At 69.3% G+C, this 14,671-nt stretch carries 15 protein-coding genes and 1 pseudogene; 14 read left to right on the top strand and 2 right to left on the bottom strand.

The genetic code is table 11. From position 1 onward, the window contains the following. Window positions 1-5: 5 nt before the first annotated feature. Genes ACEN9J_RS31755 through ACEN9J_RS31775 form a run of 5 tightly spaced genes read left to right on the top strand, consistent with a single transcriptional unit; the run spans window position 6 to window position 4,466 of the window. Window positions 6-755 (top strand): ABC transporter ATP-binding protein, encoded by a 750-nt coding sequence (locus tag ACEN9J_RS31755; protein WP_057590103.1) that lies wholly within the window; start codon window positions 6-8, stop codon window positions 753-755. Then, window positions 742-1,440, top strand: a complete 699-nt coding sequence (locus ACEN9J_RS31760; RefSeq protein ID WP_413765270.1) for an ABC transporter ATP-binding protein — start codon at window positions 742-744, stop codon at window positions 1,438-1,440. The genes ACEN9J_RS31755 and ACEN9J_RS31760 overlap by 14 nt, the downstream gene beginning before the upstream one ends. A 10-nt stretch (window positions 1,441-1,450) precedes the next feature. Continuing rightward, on the top strand, window positions 1,451-2,317 hold the full coding sequence (locus ACEN9J_RS31765) for a branched-chain amino acid ABC transporter permease (protein ID WP_057590101.1): 867 nt from the start codon (window positions 1,451-1,453) through the stop codon (window positions 2,315-2,317). A 6-nt stretch (window positions 2,318-2,323) separates the two neighbouring features. Beyond that, window positions 2,324-3,382, top strand: a complete 1,059-nt coding sequence (locus ACEN9J_RS31770) for a branched-chain amino acid ABC transporter permease (RefSeq protein WP_057590100.1) — start codon at window positions 2,324-2,326, stop codon at window positions 3,380-3,382. Further along, the gene (locus ACEN9J_RS31775) at window positions 3,354-4,466 is read left to right on the top strand and encodes a class II histone deacetylase (RefSeq protein ID WP_057590099.1); all 1,113 of its coding nucleotides are present in this window, start codon (window positions 3,354-3,356) and stop codon (window positions 4,464-4,466) included. The genes ACEN9J_RS31770 and ACEN9J_RS31775 overlap by 29 nt, the downstream gene beginning before the upstream one ends. Before the next feature lie 34 nt (window positions 4,467-4,500). On the opposite strand, the pseudogene ACEN9J_RS31780 reads toward ACEN9J_RS31775, so the two are convergent. Together ACEN9J_RS31780 and ACEN9J_RS31785 are read right to left on the bottom strand one after the other, a co-directional pair. After that, a pseudogene (locus ACEN9J_RS31780) lies at window positions 4,501-5,057 on the bottom strand (helix-turn-helix domain-containing protein); the annotation flags it as partial. Window positions 5,058-5,240: 183 nt separating this feature from the next. After that, a complete protein-coding gene (locus ACEN9J_RS31785; protein WP_409976570.1) occupies window positions 5,241-5,615 on the bottom strand; it encodes a molybdopterin cofactor-binding domain-containing protein in 375 nt (124 codons plus the stop codon). A gap of 275 nt (window positions 5,616-5,890) precedes the next feature. Here ACEN9J_RS31785 and ACEN9J_RS31790 point away from each other — a divergent pair, with 275 nt between their 5' ends. From ACEN9J_RS31790 to ACEN9J_RS31830, 9 genes are all read left to right on the top strand, one after another. Beyond that, a complete protein-coding gene (locus ACEN9J_RS31790; protein ID WP_057590097.1) occupies window positions 5,891-6,949 on the top strand; it encodes a porin in 1,059 nt (352 codons plus the stop codon). 210 nt (window positions 6,950-7,159) lie between these two features. Further along, window positions 7,160-8,401, top strand: a complete 1,242-nt coding sequence (locus ACEN9J_RS31795) for an MFS transporter (RefSeq protein ID WP_057590096.1) — start codon at window positions 7,160-7,162, stop codon at window positions 8,399-8,401. Then, the gene (locus ACEN9J_RS31800; protein ID WP_261214615.1) at window positions 8,398-9,309 is read left to right on the top strand and encodes a dihydroorotate dehydrogenase electron transfer subunit; all 912 of its coding nucleotides are present in this window, start codon (window positions 8,398-8,400) and stop codon (window positions 9,307-9,309) included. Before ACEN9J_RS31795 ends, ACEN9J_RS31800 begins: the two co-directional genes overlap by 4 nt. Then, the gene (locus ACEN9J_RS31805; RefSeq protein WP_057590095.1) at window positions 9,302-10,252 is read left to right on the top strand and encodes a dihydroorotate dehydrogenase; all 951 of its coding nucleotides are present in this window, start codon (window positions 9,302-9,304) and stop codon (window positions 10,250-10,252) included. The genes ACEN9J_RS31800 and ACEN9J_RS31805 overlap by 8 nt, the downstream gene beginning before the upstream one ends. Window positions 10,253-10,266: 14 nt before the next feature. Further along, window positions 10,267-11,523 (top strand): hydantoinase/carbamoylase family amidase, encoded by a 1,257-nt coding sequence (locus ACEN9J_RS31810; protein ID WP_057590094.1) that lies wholly within the window; start codon window positions 10,267-10,269, stop codon window positions 11,521-11,523. A gap of 8 nt (window positions 11,524-11,531) precedes the next feature. Then, on the top strand, window positions 11,532-12,602 hold the full coding sequence (gene pyrC, locus ACEN9J_RS31815; RefSeq protein ID WP_057590093.1) for a dihydroorotase: 1,071 nt from the start codon (window positions 11,532-11,534) through the stop codon (window positions 12,600-12,602). 89 nt (window positions 12,603-12,691) lie between these two features. Beyond that, on the top strand, window positions 12,692-13,597 hold the full coding sequence (locus ACEN9J_RS31820; RefSeq protein WP_057590092.1) for a helix-turn-helix domain-containing protein: 906 nt from the start codon (window positions 12,692-12,694) through the stop codon (window positions 13,595-13,597). A gap of 17 nt (window positions 13,598-13,614) precedes the next feature. Continuing rightward, on the top strand, window positions 13,615-14,307 hold the full coding sequence (locus tag ACEN9J_RS31825) for an orotate phosphoribosyltransferase (RefSeq protein ID WP_057590091.1): 693 nt from the start codon (window positions 13,615-13,617) through the stop codon (window positions 14,305-14,307). Beyond that, window positions 14,304-14,630 (top strand): hypothetical protein, encoded by a 327-nt coding sequence (locus ACEN9J_RS31830; RefSeq protein ID WP_057590090.1) that lies wholly within the window; start codon window positions 14,304-14,306, stop codon window positions 14,628-14,630. The genes ACEN9J_RS31825 and ACEN9J_RS31830 overlap by 4 nt, the downstream gene beginning before the upstream one ends. The last annotated feature ends 41 nt before the right edge of the window (window positions 14,631-14,671 follow it).

Here is a 14,671-nt window from a genome sequence, read left to right on the forward strand (position 1 = left end):
GACGCATGACCGATTGCCTCGTCATCGACGGCCTGTGCAAGCGCTACGGCGAGATCGTGGTGGCCGACGGCGTGTCGCTCGCGCTCGCGCGCGGCCAGTGCCTCGGCGTGGTCGGCCCCAACGGGGCCGGCAAGAGCTCGCTGTTCAACCTGATCACCGGCGTGGCCGTGCCCGATGCCGGCAGCATCCGGCTCGAGGGCCGCGAGCTGGTGGGCCTGCGCGCCGATGCGCGCGCGCGGCTGGGCGTGGCGCGCGCCTTCCAGATCCCGCAGCCCTTCGCGCACCTGAGCGCCTACGAGAACGCGCTGGCCGCCGCCAGCTTCGCGGCGCGGCTGCCGCGCGCGCAGGCCGCGCAGCTGGCCTGGGAGGTGCTCGAGCGCACCGGCCTGGCCGACCGCGCCGAGTTGCCCGCGGGCCGGCTGCCGCTGCTCGACCGCAAGCGGCTCGAGCTGGCCAAGGGCCTCGCGGCCCGGCCGCACCTGCTGCTGCTCGACGAGATCGCGGGCGGCCTGACCGAGGCCGAGGTGCAGCTGCTGGTCGCGCTCGTGCTCGAGCTCAAGCGCGACGTGGCGATGATCTGGATCGAGCACATCGCGCAGGCGCTGATGGCGGTGGCCGACCGCATCATGGTGCTGAACTTCGGCCGCAAGCTGCTCGAGGACGCGCCGGCCGCCGCGATGGCCAGCCGCGAGGTGCGCGAGATCTACATGGGCGTGGGAGAAGACGCAGAGGAGGCCGCCCATGCCGCTGCTTGAAGTGCGAGACCTCTGCAGCCACTATGGCGACCTGCAGGCGCTGTTCGACCTGTCGCTCGACGTGGGCGAGGGCGAGGCCACGGCGCTGATCGGCGCCAACGGGGCCGGCAAGTCCACGCTGATCCGCGCCATCGCGGGCCTGGGCCGGCGCAGCCGCGGCACGGTGCGCTTCGACGGCCAGGCCATCGAGGCCGAGCCGGCCGAGCGCATCGCGCGCCGCGGCATCGCGCTGGTGCCCGAGGGCCGGATGCTGTTCGCCTCGCTCACGGTGGAGGAGAACCTGCGCATGGGCGCGCTGTGCGGCCGGGCCGGCCACTGGAACCTGGCCACCGTCTATGCCCTGTTCCCGATCCTGCGCGAGTTCAGGCACCGGCCGTCCACGCGGCTGTCGGGCGGCCAGCAGCAGATGGTGAGCATCGGCCGCGCGCTGATGGCCAACCCGCGGCTGATGCTGTGCGACGAGATCTCGCTGGGCCTGGCGCCGGCGGTGATCGCGCAGATCTACCGCGCCTTCGGCGACATCCAGGCGCAGGGCACGGCGCTGCTGGTCGTGGAGCAGGACGTGACGCGCGCCTGCCGCATCGCGCAGCGCGTGTACTGCCTGCTCAAGGGCCGCGTCACGCTGGCCGGCCCCGCGTCGGACTTCAGCGCGCAGCAGATCGCCAACGCCTACTTCGGGCACTGAGAAAAGCACCATGGCCTGGATCGAAACCCTCATCAACGGCGTGCTGCTCGGCGGCCTCTATGCGCTCTTCGGCCTCGGGCTGGCGCTGGTCTTCGGCGTGATGCGCATGGTCAACCTCGCGCACGGCGAGTTCGTCGTGCTCGCGGCCTACTTCGCGGTGTTCCTGGCCGCGCAGTTTCCGCAGGTGTCGCCGCTGCTGCTGCTGGTGCCGGTGGCGCTGGCCGCCTTCGGCACCGGCTACCTGCTGCAGCGGCTGCTGCTCAACCGCGCGGTGGCGACCGACGATCCGCTCACGCCCGTGCTGGTGACCTTCGGCATCGCGGTGGTGCTGCGCAACCTGATGGTCGAGCTGTTCGGCGCCGACCCGCGCGCGCTCGACGGCGGCGCGCTGGCCACGGCCGGCTTCGAGATCGGCGGCCTGCGCATCGGCTGGTATCCGGTGCTGGTGCTGGGGCTCGCGGTGCTGGCCTTCGGCGCGCTGCAGTGGCTGCTGCGGCACTCGCGCTTCGGCCTGATCGTGCGCGCCACCTCCGACCACCGCGAGATCGTGCGCACCATGGGCGTGCGGCCGCGCCATGTGTATGGCGTGGTCATGGGGCTGTCGCTGGCCTTCGCCTCGGTGGCGGGGCTGCTGCTGGCGCTGCGCAGTTCGTTCACGCCGTTCTCGGGCGTGGAGCGGCTGCTCGGCGCCTTCGAGGTCGTGATCATCGGCGGCATGGGCTCGTTCTGGGGCGCGCTGGCCGGCGGCATCGCGCTGGGCGTGGCGCAGCTCGCGGGGCAGCGCCTCGATTCCAACGCGGGCGCGCTCTATGCGCACCTGCTGTTCTTCATCGTCCTGATGGTGCGCCCGAACGGCATCGCGGGCCAACGGGCCTGACAGCCGATGCGCAACCCGTCTCTTCTTCCCTCGATCGGCTTCCTTGCGGCGGCCCTCGCCATCGCCTTCGCGCCCACGGTGGCTGATGCGGGCCTGCTGCGCCTGCTGAGCGAGGTGCTCCTGGTGCTGGCCATGGCCCAGATGTGGAACCTGCTGGCCGGCTACACCGGCCTGGTGTCGATGGGGCACCAGGCCTTCGTCGGCATCGGCGCCTACCTGGTGTTCGTGGTCTCCGACCGGCTCGAGCTCTCGCCCTACTGGATGGTGCCGCTGGCCGGCGTCGGCGCGGCGCTGCTGGCGGCCGCGGTGGCGCCGCTGATGTTCAGGCTGCGCGATGCCTACTTCTCGATCGGCATGTGGGTGCTGGCCGAGATCGTGCGGCTGCTGGTCGCCAAGTTCCCGCTGTTCGGTGGCGAATCGGGCGTGCCGCTGCAGGCGGTGCGGCTGGTCGATGCCGAGACCTTCCAGCGCAACGCGTTCTGGATCTCGGGCGCAATCGGCCTCGCGGCCGTGGCCGGCGTCTACCTGCTGATGCGCTCGCCCTTCGGCCTGGGGCTGATGGCGGTGCGCGACAACGAGCTGGCCGCCACCAGCATCGGCGTGAACGTCTGGCGCAACCGCTTCATCGCCTTCGTGCTCTCGGGCCTGGGCTTCGGGCTGGCCGGCGGCGCGCATTTCATGGGCACGATGTTCGTCTCGCCCGACTCGGCCTTCGACATCAACTGGGTCGTGACCGCGATGTTCATCGTCATCATCGGCGGCATCGGCACCATCGAGGGCCCGCTGATCGGCACGTTGATCTACTTCGGCCTGCGCGAGCTGTTCAACACCTGGTTCGCGATGTCGGGCGGCTGGTACCTGATCGCCATGGGCAGCATCGCGGTGGCCGTGATGCTGCTGGCGCCGCGCGGCCTCTGGGGCCTGGCGCGCGAGCGCTGGGGCTGGCGCGGCCTGAGCGTGCAGCGCCATCCGCCGCACGGGGCGGCATCGATTTCTTCCTCTTCTTCCATTTCCCACACCATCGAGGACGCAACGCATGAAGAACACCGCCTTCTTTCACGATGAACGCACCTTCTGGCACGTGCCGGGCGGGCTGCACGCCCTGTTCCTGCCGGTCGGCGGCTGGGTCCAGCCCATGGCCGGCAGCGGCATGGCCGAGTCGCCCGATTCCAAGCGCCGCATCAAGTCGCTGATGGACGTGTCGGGCCTGAGCGCGCAGCTCGACCTGCTGGGCGCGCCGATGGCGAGCGAGGAGGACCTGCGGCGCGTGCATCCCTCGAGCTATCTCGAGCAGTTCAAGGCCGCCAGCGATGCGGGCGGCGGCGATCTCGGCGAGGTCGCGCCCTTCGGTCCCGGCAGCTACGAGATCGCCAAGCTCTCGACCGGCCTGGCCATCGCCGCCATGGACAGCGTGCTGCAGGGCCGCCACCGCAACGCCTTCGCGCTCACGCGGCCGCCGGGCCACCACTGCCTGCGCGAGCACAGCATGGGCTTCTGCCTGTTCAACAACATCGCGGTGGCGATCGAGACCATGAAGGCGCGCCATGGCGTCAAGCGCGTGGCCGTGATCGACTGGGACGTGCACCACGGCAACGGCACGCAGGCGATCTTCTACGACCGCCCGGACGTGCTGACCGTCTCGCTGCACCAGGAGAACTGCTTCCCGCCCGGCTACAGCGGCGCCGAGGACCGCGGCGCGGGCGAGGGCCTGGGCTTTAACGTCAACGTGCCGCTGCAGCCCGGCGGCGGCCATGCGAGCTACATGTATGCCTTCGAGCGCATCGTGGCACCGGTGGTCGAGCGCTTCCGCCCCGAGCTGGTCGTGGTGGCCAGCGGCCTCGATGCCAACGCGGTCGACCCGCTCGCGCGCATGCAGCTGCATCCGGAATCGTTCCGCCAGATGATGAAGCAGGTCAACGCGCTCGCGGCGCGGCACAGCGAGGGCCGAGTGGTGGTGGTGCACGAGGGCGGCTATGCCGAGGCCTGCGTGCCCTTCTGCGGTCTCGCGGTGGTCGAGGAACTCTCGGGCCATCGCACCGAGGTGCAGGATCCGTTCACCGACTTCTTCGGCCTGCAGCAGCCCTCGGCGCGCTTCGATGCGTTCCAGCGCGGGCTGATCGACGAGATGGCGGCGCTGCACGGGCTCTGAGCGCGAGGCCGGCCGCGTTTCTCGTTGCCGGCGCTCAAAGCAGATCGGCGCGCAAATCGCGCACGCCGCGGCCCAGGCGTTCGCGCAGCAGCGCGCCGAGCGTGGAGCCGTCGGCATAGCCGACCTCGGCCGCGATGGCCTCGAGGTCGCTGCCATGCACCAGCGAGCGCGCGCGCTCGATCCGCAGGTCCTGGATGTAGGCCAGCGGCGACTTGCCGAGCACGGCCTGGCAGCGTCGCTGCAGCGTGCGCGGACTGGTCGCGAGCGCGCGCGCCGCCGTGTCGAGCGAGAAGCCCTGCTCGAGGTTGTCGCGCGCCCAGCGCTCGAAGCGCAGGATCGCGGGGTCGCGGGGTCGGCCTGCGCGAGATGGTGGGGCACGATGTACGGCGCCTGCGAGGAGCGCAGGTCTGCGAGCAGGTAGCGCGAGACCATGGCCGCGAGCTCGGGGCTGGCCTGCTAGATCAGCCACAGTGCCAGATCGAGGTGCCCCATCGCCGCGCCGGCCGTCACCACCCGGCCCGAGGGCACCAGCATGCGCGATTCGTCGAGAGCGACCTTCGGATAGCGCTGGCGGAACAGCGGGCCTAGCCACCTCGCAGGCATCGGGCCGCACGTGCACGGTGCAGTTCACCGGCTCCATCGGCGCCTGCGCGAGCAAGGGTTGCTGGTAGACCGCATCGACTGTCCGCGCGGCGCCGCGCGCGGCGGCCACCGTGTCGCCTTCCTTGCGCGCCACGGCGCCGGTGCGCGACGAGGCGCTGGCCAGCGCGGCGATCAGCTTCTCGGTCGAGTAGTCCGTGTTGGCGCCTTCGTCCCAGCGGATCTCGAGCGCGGCCAGGCCCTTGCGCGCCGCACCCATGTGGTCGGCCACCACCGCGCCTCGACCAGCAGCAGCCGGGCCGTGGCGCCGGCGCGGCGCATCGGCTCCCAGGTGCTGCGCACCGAGGTCGAGCCGCCCGTGATCTGCCCGCCGGTCAGCGGGTTCGAATAGCGCGTCTCGTCGGCGGGCGCGTGTTCGAGGCGAACGTGCCGAGGATCGATCTCGAGCTCCTCCGCGATCAGCAGCGCGAGGGCGGTGTAGATCCCCTGGCCCATCTCCACGCGCGGCATCACCAGCGTGACGAGGCCGTCGGTGCCGATGCGGACCACGGCGTTGGGCGCGAAGGCCTCGGGCCGGCCGGTCTCTTCGTCCCCGCGTCGAGCGCACGCGAATAGCGCGAAAGCGCTCGGCCCCGACCGCTCGAAAACCCTTGGCATCGATCTTGCGGAATCGCGCCAGAATTCAGTCTCGTTTTTGATCCTGGTTTCTTAAATGGTGCTTTTTGGTCGGGAATGCCGATTTTTCGAGGCGATGCGCCTCATGGCGGTGCACCCGCGCCAGAGCCACCGATCCATTCCCTCGAGTTTTGAGAAGTGAGCCACCTATGAAGAGTCTTGTAGTTGCCGCCGTCGCGCTGTCGACGGCTTGCTGCGCCTGCGCGCAGAGCAGTGTGTCGGTGCAGGGATTGATCGACGAGTACGCGGGATCGATGCGTTACGCGGGTGATCTCGGCCGCACCAAGGTCCTCGGAAGCGGCGGCATGACCACCTCGTTCTTCGGCTTCGCCGGCGGCGAGGACCTGGGCGGCGGGCTCAAGGCCTACTTCGCACTCAATTCCTTCTTTCGCGCCGACGCCGGCAAATCGGGCCGCTTCGATGGCGACCCCTACTTCGCGCGCGATGCCAACGTCGGCATCGCCGGTGCCTACGGCAGCCTGCAGCTCGGGCGCGCCGCGGCGCCGAACTTCATTCCGACGGTGCTGGTCAATCCCTTCGGCAACTCCTTCGCGTTCTCGCCGCTGGTGCTGCATGCCAACGTCAACACCGCGCGCTGGCTGTACCGCACCTCGCCGTCCGACACCGGCTGGAGCAACCAGCTCATCTACAGCACGCCGAACTTCGGCGGCCTGCGCGTGAACCTGCACTACCAGTTCGGCGAACAGTCCAGCGACACCGGCTACAAGGGCAAGAACAACACCGGCATCAGCGCGAGTTACGTCAGCGGGCCGCTCACGGTCGCGGGCTTCTACGAGCGCGATCAGATCTCCAACCCGGTCAACCCGGGCGTCATCACCGCCACGGTCGCCGGCGCGGTGGTGCCCACCACGTGCAAGGACTGGATGCTGGGCGGGGCCTACGACTTCGGCCTGCTCAAGGCCTATGCAAGCTACGGCCGGTCGAAGGCCGAGGTGACCGGCTATCGCGGGACCACGACTTCCCTCGGCGCCAGCGTGCCGGTCGGGTCGACCGCGGGGCAGATCCTCGCGGCCGTCGCGAGGACGAAGATCGCCGGCTCCTACGACGGCACCCGCACGACGGTGAGCCTGGCCTACGATCACTACCTGTCGAAGCGAACCGACGTCTATGCCGTCCTCATGCGCGATCTCGCGACCGCCATGGCGGGCGGCAATAGCTTCGGCGTCGGCATCCGCCACCGCTTCTAGCGGCCGCGCGAGCCGACGCCAGGCTCGATCCCCCGGTTTCCCTCGTTCCTTCCATCCATCACAGAGACAACCCGGTGAACTTTTTCCTGATTGATATCTTTTTCGATACTAGTATCGCAAATGAGCGAAACGGACTCCATGTCGAGACCGTTTCCATGGCCCATCCATCCGCCGGCGCCGGGCTTTCCGCGTCGAACCAGGAGTCCTGACGTGTCATCCACACTAGATTCGACCGCCTCCGCGCCGCGCGACGACGCCGTCTCGGGCTACGCCTGGAAGGCGCTGGCCGGTTCCGCCATCGGCTATGCGATGGACGGCTTCGACCTGCTGATCCTGGGCTTCATGCTCACGGCCATCTCGGCCGACCTGCACCTCACGCCGGGCCAGGCCGGCTCGCTGGTGAGCTGGACGCTGGTGGGCGCCGTCGTCGGCGGCATCGTCTTCGGTTCGCTCAGCGATCACTTCGGGCGCATCCGCGTGATGACCTGGACCATCGTCCTGTTCGCGGTGTTCACCGGCCTCTGTGCCTTCGCGCAGGGCTACTGGGACCTGCTGGTCTACCGGACCATCGCGGGCATCGGCCTGGGCGGCGAGTTCGGCATCGGCATGGCGCTGGCGGCCGAGGCCTGGCCCGCCAGGCATCGGGCACGCGTGTCTTCCTATGTGGCGCTGGGCTGGCAGCTGGGCGTGCTGGGCGCCGCCTTGCTCACGCCGCTGCTGATGCCGCACATCGGCTGGCGCGGCATGTTCCTGGTCGGCGTCGTGCCCGCGCTCGTGGCCTGGGTGATCCGCAACAAGCTGCACGAGCCCGAGGTGTTCGTGCGCAAGCCCAAGGTCCGGGGCTCGCGCCTGAGGTCCTTCAAGCTGCTGGTCAAGGACGCGCGGACGACCCGCACCAGCCTGGGCATCGTCGTGCTGTGCGCGGTGCAGAACTTCGGCTACTACGGGATCATGATCTGGATGCCGAGCTTTCTGGCCAACAAGCTCGGCTTCAACCTCACGAAGTCGGCCATGTGGACCTCGGTGACCATCCTCGGGATGATGCTGGGCATCTTCGTCTTCGGCCAGCTGGCCGACCGCATCGGGCGCAAGCCGAGCTTCCTGCTGTTCCAGGCCGGTGCCGTGGCGATGGTGCTGGCGTACTCCCAGCTGTCCGACCCGGTCTCGCTGCTGTGGGTCGGTGCCGTGCTCGGCATGTTCGTCAACGGCATGCTGGGCGGCTACGGCGCGCTGATCTCCGAGGCCTATCCCACGGAAGCACGCGCCACGGCGCAGAACGTGCTGTTCAACCTCGGCCGCGGCATCGGCGGCTTCGGCCCGGTGGTGGTCGGCGCGATGGTCGCCGCCTACTCGTTCCAGATCGCGATCGCGCTGCTCGCCGCGATCTACCTGGTCGACATGGTCGCCACCTACTTCCTCATTCCCGAACTCAAGGGCAAGGAGCTCGAATGATGCTCGCCGCCATCGACCACCAGTCGCCCGCGTGCAGGCCCGTGCATCCGCCGGTGCCTCAGGGTGAAGGCGCCTGCTTCCAGCGCAACGCGCAATCCGTGGCCTCGTATCGCTGCGAGGTCGCCGAGCACCGCTGGGTCAACGACCGGTACAAGTACCTGAAGCTCAGCGCGCCGGCCGACCTGGCGGGCGCGACCAGGCCCGGGCAGTTCTACCAACTGAAGTGCCCGACGACGAACGACCTCCAGCCCTTCCTGCTGCGCCCGATGAGCGTCTACGGCGTGGGGCCGGAGGCGGGCACGATCGAGTTCCTCTACAACGTCACCGGCACCGGAACCCACGCACTGGCCTCGCTGCCCGTCGGCGGCGCGATGGACATCGTCGGCCCGCTGGGCAACACCTTCACGCTGCCGCCGGGCGACGAACGCATCATGGTCGTCGCGCGCGGCGTCGGCCTGGCGACGATGGCGCCGCTGCTGCGGCAGGCGGCCAGGATGGGCATCGCGATCACGGCGGTGATGTCGGCGCGCGCGCCCAAGGACCTGATGCGCGACGAGTTCCTGCGCGGCGCCGAGGCGGACGTGCATTGCGTCTACGACTCCGACGGCAGCTCCTCGGTGGAGGCCATGGACACGCTGGTGCGCCGGCTGCTCGGCGAACGGCACCACGACGCCGTCTACACCTGCGGCTCGCACCGCGTGCTGATGCTGCTGCAACGCATCCTCGCCGACCATCCGGCCACCCGCGGCGAGGTGGCGATGGAACAGCGCATGGCCTGCGGCATGGGCGTGTGCCTGTCCTGCGTCCGGCTGTTCGACCGCGCGGGCGACAAGCAATTCCTGCGCGTCTGCCGTGAAGGTCCCGTGTTTCCCATCGGCGACGTGGTCGGGGAGGTGGAGTTTGGCTGATCTCAACGTCAGGGTCGGCGACGTCGGCCTGCGCAACCCGGTCATGCCGGCCTCGGGCTGCTTCGCCATCGAGTACGCGGAAGCGCTCGACTTCAACCGGCTGGGCGCGCTGGTGATCAAGAGCGTCTCGCCCAAGAGCCGTGCCGGCAACCCGACGCCGCGCGTGGCGGAAACCCGCGGCGGCATGCTCAACGCCATCGGCATTCCGAGCAAGGGCCTGGACTACTACCGCGAGACGGTGCTGCCGCCCTACACGCGCTTCGACACGCCCGTCGTGGTCTCGATCTCGGCGGACACGGTCGACGAGTTCGCCGACGCGGTGGCCGAGATGTCGCTGCCGGAAGTGGCGGTGATCGAGGCCAACATCTCCTGCCCCAACCTCGAGGCCGACGGCATGGCCTTCGCGATGACGCCCGAGACCACCTACAAGGTCGTGAGCGCAATCCGCCGCCGCACCCATCATCCCGTGTGGGCCAAGCTCACGCCCAATGCCTCGCATGTGGCAACGGTCGCGAGGGCCGCGGAAGAAGCCGGCGCCGATGCGCTCGTGATGGGCAACACGGTGCTGGCCATGTCGATCGACGTGCGCACCCGCAAGCCCATGCTCGGCAACGTGATGGGGGGGCTGTCGGGGCCGGCCATCAAGCCGATCGCGCTGCGCATGGTGCACCAGTGCTATCGCAGCGTGCGCATCCCGGTCATCGGCTGCGGCGGCATCGCGAGCGCGCACGACGCGGTCGAGTTCATGCTGGCCGGCGCGAGCGCGGTTCAGGTCGGCACGGCCTCCTTCATCGACCCCGGGGTGATGCAGAAGATCATCGACGGCCTGGTCGTGTACTGCGACGAGATGGGTGTGAAGAAAATCCGCGACCTGACCGGCCAGGTCAAGCTCGATCGCCAGCTCTCGGACCGCTGGCTGCGCTTCGCGCAGCAGTCGGGCTAGGGAGGGCAAGGACGATGAGCCTGCCGGGACTTCGCCCCATGGCCGAGAAGCTGTTCTCCGACGTGCGCGAGCTGACCTTCGACGGGGTCGGCGTCACGCGGCAGAGCTACGGCCGCGGCGAATCGGACACCGCCGACTATCTGCGCGCCTTCGCCGCGAGCGAAGGGCTCGAGGTCCGCGCCGACCGGGCCGCGAACCTCGTGTTCGGCCTGCCGCAGACCGCGGCGGCGAGCGCGGTCACGTGGTGCGGATCGCACATCGACTCGGTGCCGCAGGGCGGCAACTTCGACGGCTATGCGGGCGTGGTCGCGGGCCTCCTGTGTCTCGTCGCGCAGAAGGCCGGCGGCACGCCCTACGCGCGCCCGCTCGAGGTGATCGCGTTTCGCGGCGAGGAGAGCGCCTGGTTCGGCAAGGCCTACATGGGCTCCGGCGCGCTGTTCGGCAAGCTCAGCGAGAGCGACCTCGCGCTCAAGCAGCGCACCACCGGCGAATCGATGGAGGCCTGCATGCGCCGCTGCGGCGCCGACGTGGAGGCGATCCGCGCGCAGCAGCCGCTGCTCGACAAGGCGCGGATCAAGGCCTACCTCGAGCTGCACATCGAGCAGGGGCCGGTGATGGTCGCGCGCCAGCTCCCGCTGGCCGTGGTCTCGGGCATCCGCGGCAACGTGCGGCACAACCGCGTGGTCTGCCACGGCGACGCGCAGCATTCGGGCGTGGTGCCGCGCTGGCTGCGCCACGACGCCATGTTCGCAGTCGCCGACCTGATCATGCGCATCGACGAGCACTGGCGCGTGCTGTTGGAGCGCGGCACCGACCTGGTCGTGACCACGGGCATCGTCAGCACCGATCCGGCCGAGCATTCGATCTCGCGCATTCCGGGGCAGGTGAGCTTCAGCCTCGAGGCGCGCAGCAAGAGCACGGACACGCTCGAGGCCTTCTACCAGCTGATGCGCGCCGAATGCGGCTCGATCGAGCGCGAGCGCGGCGTGCGCTTCGAATTCGATCGGCGCCTGCTCAGCGATCCCGCGACCATGGACGAGGGCCTCTGCAGCGTGCTGTCCGAAGCCTGCGCCGCGCAAGAGGCGGCCTTCGAGCTCATTCCCAGCGGCGCGGGGCACGACGCCTCGCTGTTCGCCAATGCCGGCATCCCGAGCGGCATGTTGTTCGTGCGGAACCAGAACGGTTCGCACAACCCGAACGAAGCGATGGACATCGAGGATTTCATGCTCGGCGTCGGCGCGATGGATGCGGCCTTCGCCCGATTGAAGTGAGCCTTGCCATGACCCACCGTATCACCCTGCGCCGCCCCGACGACTGGCACCTGCATCTGCGCGACGGCGCCATGCTGCAGACGGTGCTGCCCTACAGCGCCGCGCAGTTCGGCCGCGCCATCGTCATGCCGAACCTCAAGACCCCCGTGACGACCACCGCGCTCGCGCGGGCTTACCGCGAGCGGATCGTGGCGGCCTTGCCGCCGGGCGCCGACTTCGTGCCGCTGATGACGGTCTACCTGTGCGACGGCACCTCCGCCGACGACCTGTGCCGGGGCTTCGAGGACGGCGTGCTGACCGCGGCGAAGCTGTATCCGGCCGGTGCGACCACGCAGTCGGAGCATGGCGTCACCTCGATCGCGAAGGTGGCACCGGTGCTCGAGACGATGCAGGCCATCGGCATGCCGCTGTTGCTGCACGGCGAGAGCACCGATCCGGCCGTCGACGTCTTCGACCGCGAGGCGGTGTTCATCGAGTCGACCCTGCGTCCGCTGCTGCACGACTTTCCCGCGCTCAAGGTGGTGCTGGAGCACATCACGACCGAGGAAGCGGCGGACTTCATCATGGCCGATGCGAGCGGCCGTCTCGCCGCGACGATCACGCCCCAGCACCTGATGTTCAACCGCAACGCGATCTTCACGGGCGGCATCCGGCCGCACCTCTATTGCCTGCCGGTGCTCAAGCGCGAGCGTCATCGCCTCGCGCTGCGCAGGGTGGCGACCTCGGGCGATGCACGCTTCTTCCTCGGAACCGACTCCGCGCCGCACCTTCGCACGCTGAAGGAGGCGGGTTGCGGCTGCGCCGGCATCTTCAACGCGCCGGTCGCGCTGCAGAGCTACTGCACCGTGTTCGAGGAGGAGGGCGCGCTCGACAAGCTCGAGGCCTTCGCGAGCCTCAACGGTCCGCGCTTCTACGGCCTCGCGTCCAACGAGGCGCGCGTGACGCTCGAGCGCGCGCCCTGGGAGGTGCCGCAGGACGTGGCACTTGCGGGGGGCGGGGCGCTCCATCCCTTCCTCGGGGGCAGCCGCCTGCCGTGGGCTCTGCGGGACGCGCCCGTGCCCGAGCCGGTCGCGGCGTGAATTCCCGTACCGCCTCGCGCCTCGCCGGTGACCGCGGATGTCGAAACTCGCCTATAGTTTCTTTTTCGATCCATAAAGTGGAAAACGAGATGGAAGCTGCGAATTCGACCTTCAAGTCATCGATCGACTACGTGGCGCTGGGCAACCGCCTGCGTGCCTACCGGGTGGGCGCCTCGCTGCTGGCCGAGGACGTGGCCGAGCGGCTGGGCATCTCGCGCGCGGTCGTGTACCGGCTCGAGAAGGGCGAGATCGTCAAGATCGAGACGCTCGAGCGCCTGGCCCACCTGCTCGACACCACGCTGGCGTCGCTGCTCGGCGTGGAGGTGGAGTACTACTCGACCGCGCTGGGCCTGTTCGAGCGCATGCGCCAGCTCGAGGAATCGTCCGACCGCATCCTCGCGCACTTCGAGCCGATCTCGCTGCTGCTGACCTCCGAGGACTACCTGCCGACCCTGCGCCAGATGCTGATCGAGGCATCGCCCAAGGGCGCGGGCAAGGGGCCGACCTCGGCCGACATCGACAAGATGCTGCAGATCATGCAGGAGCGCCGGGCCTTCTTCCAGCGCCGGCGTCCGCACATCGTGAGCCTGATCGGGCTGCGCGAACTCGAGCGTTTCGTCGATACCGGCCTGGTCGGCCGCATCGACCTGCCCGAGAGCGTGCGCACCGAGCGCCGGCTGGCGGCGCGCCGCGAGGTCGAGCGGATCGCCGACCTGATGGAGAGCGAGCCGATCGACGTGCAGATCGGACTGATCGACGACGCCATGCCGACCGCGACCTTCCAGGTGTTCTCCGGTCGCGCCGGCAGCGTGCTGGCCGTGAGCCCGTTCCGGCTCGGCGAGCTGCCCAACGTGCGCAACGGCATCGCGACCGTGACCGCCTCGCCTGAGGCGGTGCGCATGTACGAAGCCATGATCGGTAGGCTCTGGAAGGCCGCCTACAAGGGCAAGGCGGGTGCGACGCACCTGCGCAAATTGCTCGACCGAATTCACTAGCCAAAGGCTCGACCGCCATGACCATTGCCCCAGACCCGATCCGCCTCGAGGTCGCCGCCCGGCTGCTCGATGCCGGCTGCGTGACCTTGCGCACCGACGAGCCCTTCCGGCTTCCTTCGGGATGGGCGACGCCGGTCTACATGGATTGCCGGCGGCTCGTTTCCTTTCCCGAGGCGCGCCGCGCGCTGGTGGACCATGCCATCGAGCTGCTGAAAACCGATGGCTGCCTGGCCGGTGTCGGCTCGATCGCGGGCGGCGAGTCCAGCGGCATCGCGCTGGCGGCCTGGATCGCGGATGCGCTGGACCTGCCGATGCAGTACGTCCGCAAGCGCGCGATCGGCGCCCGCCAGGTCGAGGGCGTGGTGCGCGCCGGCGAGCGCGCGCTGCTGGTCGACGACATGATGGCGGCCGGCGCATCGAAGGCCAATTTCGCGCGGGCGCTGCGCGGCGTGGGTGCCGAGGTCAGTGATGTGCTCGTGCTGTTCGACTACGGCATGTTCGGCGCCGGCCGCATGCTGGCCGCACTGGGGCTGAAGGTCCACGCGCTGGCGAACTGGCACGACATCCGCGCGGTCGCGGCGCAACGAGACAGTTTCGGCCGCGAGGTGATCGCCGAGTTCGACGATTTCCTGCGCGATCCGGTCGCCTGGTCCGAGGCGCACGGCGGCAAGGGTTTCATCACTGACCACATCGAAGGCAACACACCATGAACTTCCAGGAAATCAGCACCCGCTTCGAGAACGACCTGTCGGGCTCCGACGCCTTCAAGCTGCTGTACCGCGGCGCCTTCGACCTCATGAAGTCGGATCTCGACAACGCGGGCCTCTACTTCGTCATCGGCGTGGCGGCGCAGGCCTTCGTCCAGAAGTACGAGGACCAGGGCATCACGGTGGAGTTCGCCGACAACGCCAAGGCCACGATGGTGGCCCTGAATACCCGGATCCTGGCCGCGCTGGCCGCCGAGCCCGCGCAGCGCTTGCGCATCCTCGGCGAGGTCGCGACCGAGTACGAGTGGAACGTCACGGCGTTCTGAACGCGTTCCGTTGGTCATTGCGCGCGCTTGCGTCATGACCC

Origin of the sequence: Variovorax sp. Varisp41 (genome assembly GCF_047325085.1) — a bacterium.
Lineage (GTDB): Bacteria > Pseudomonadota > Gammaproteobacteria > Burkholderiales > Burkholderiaceae_C > Variovorax.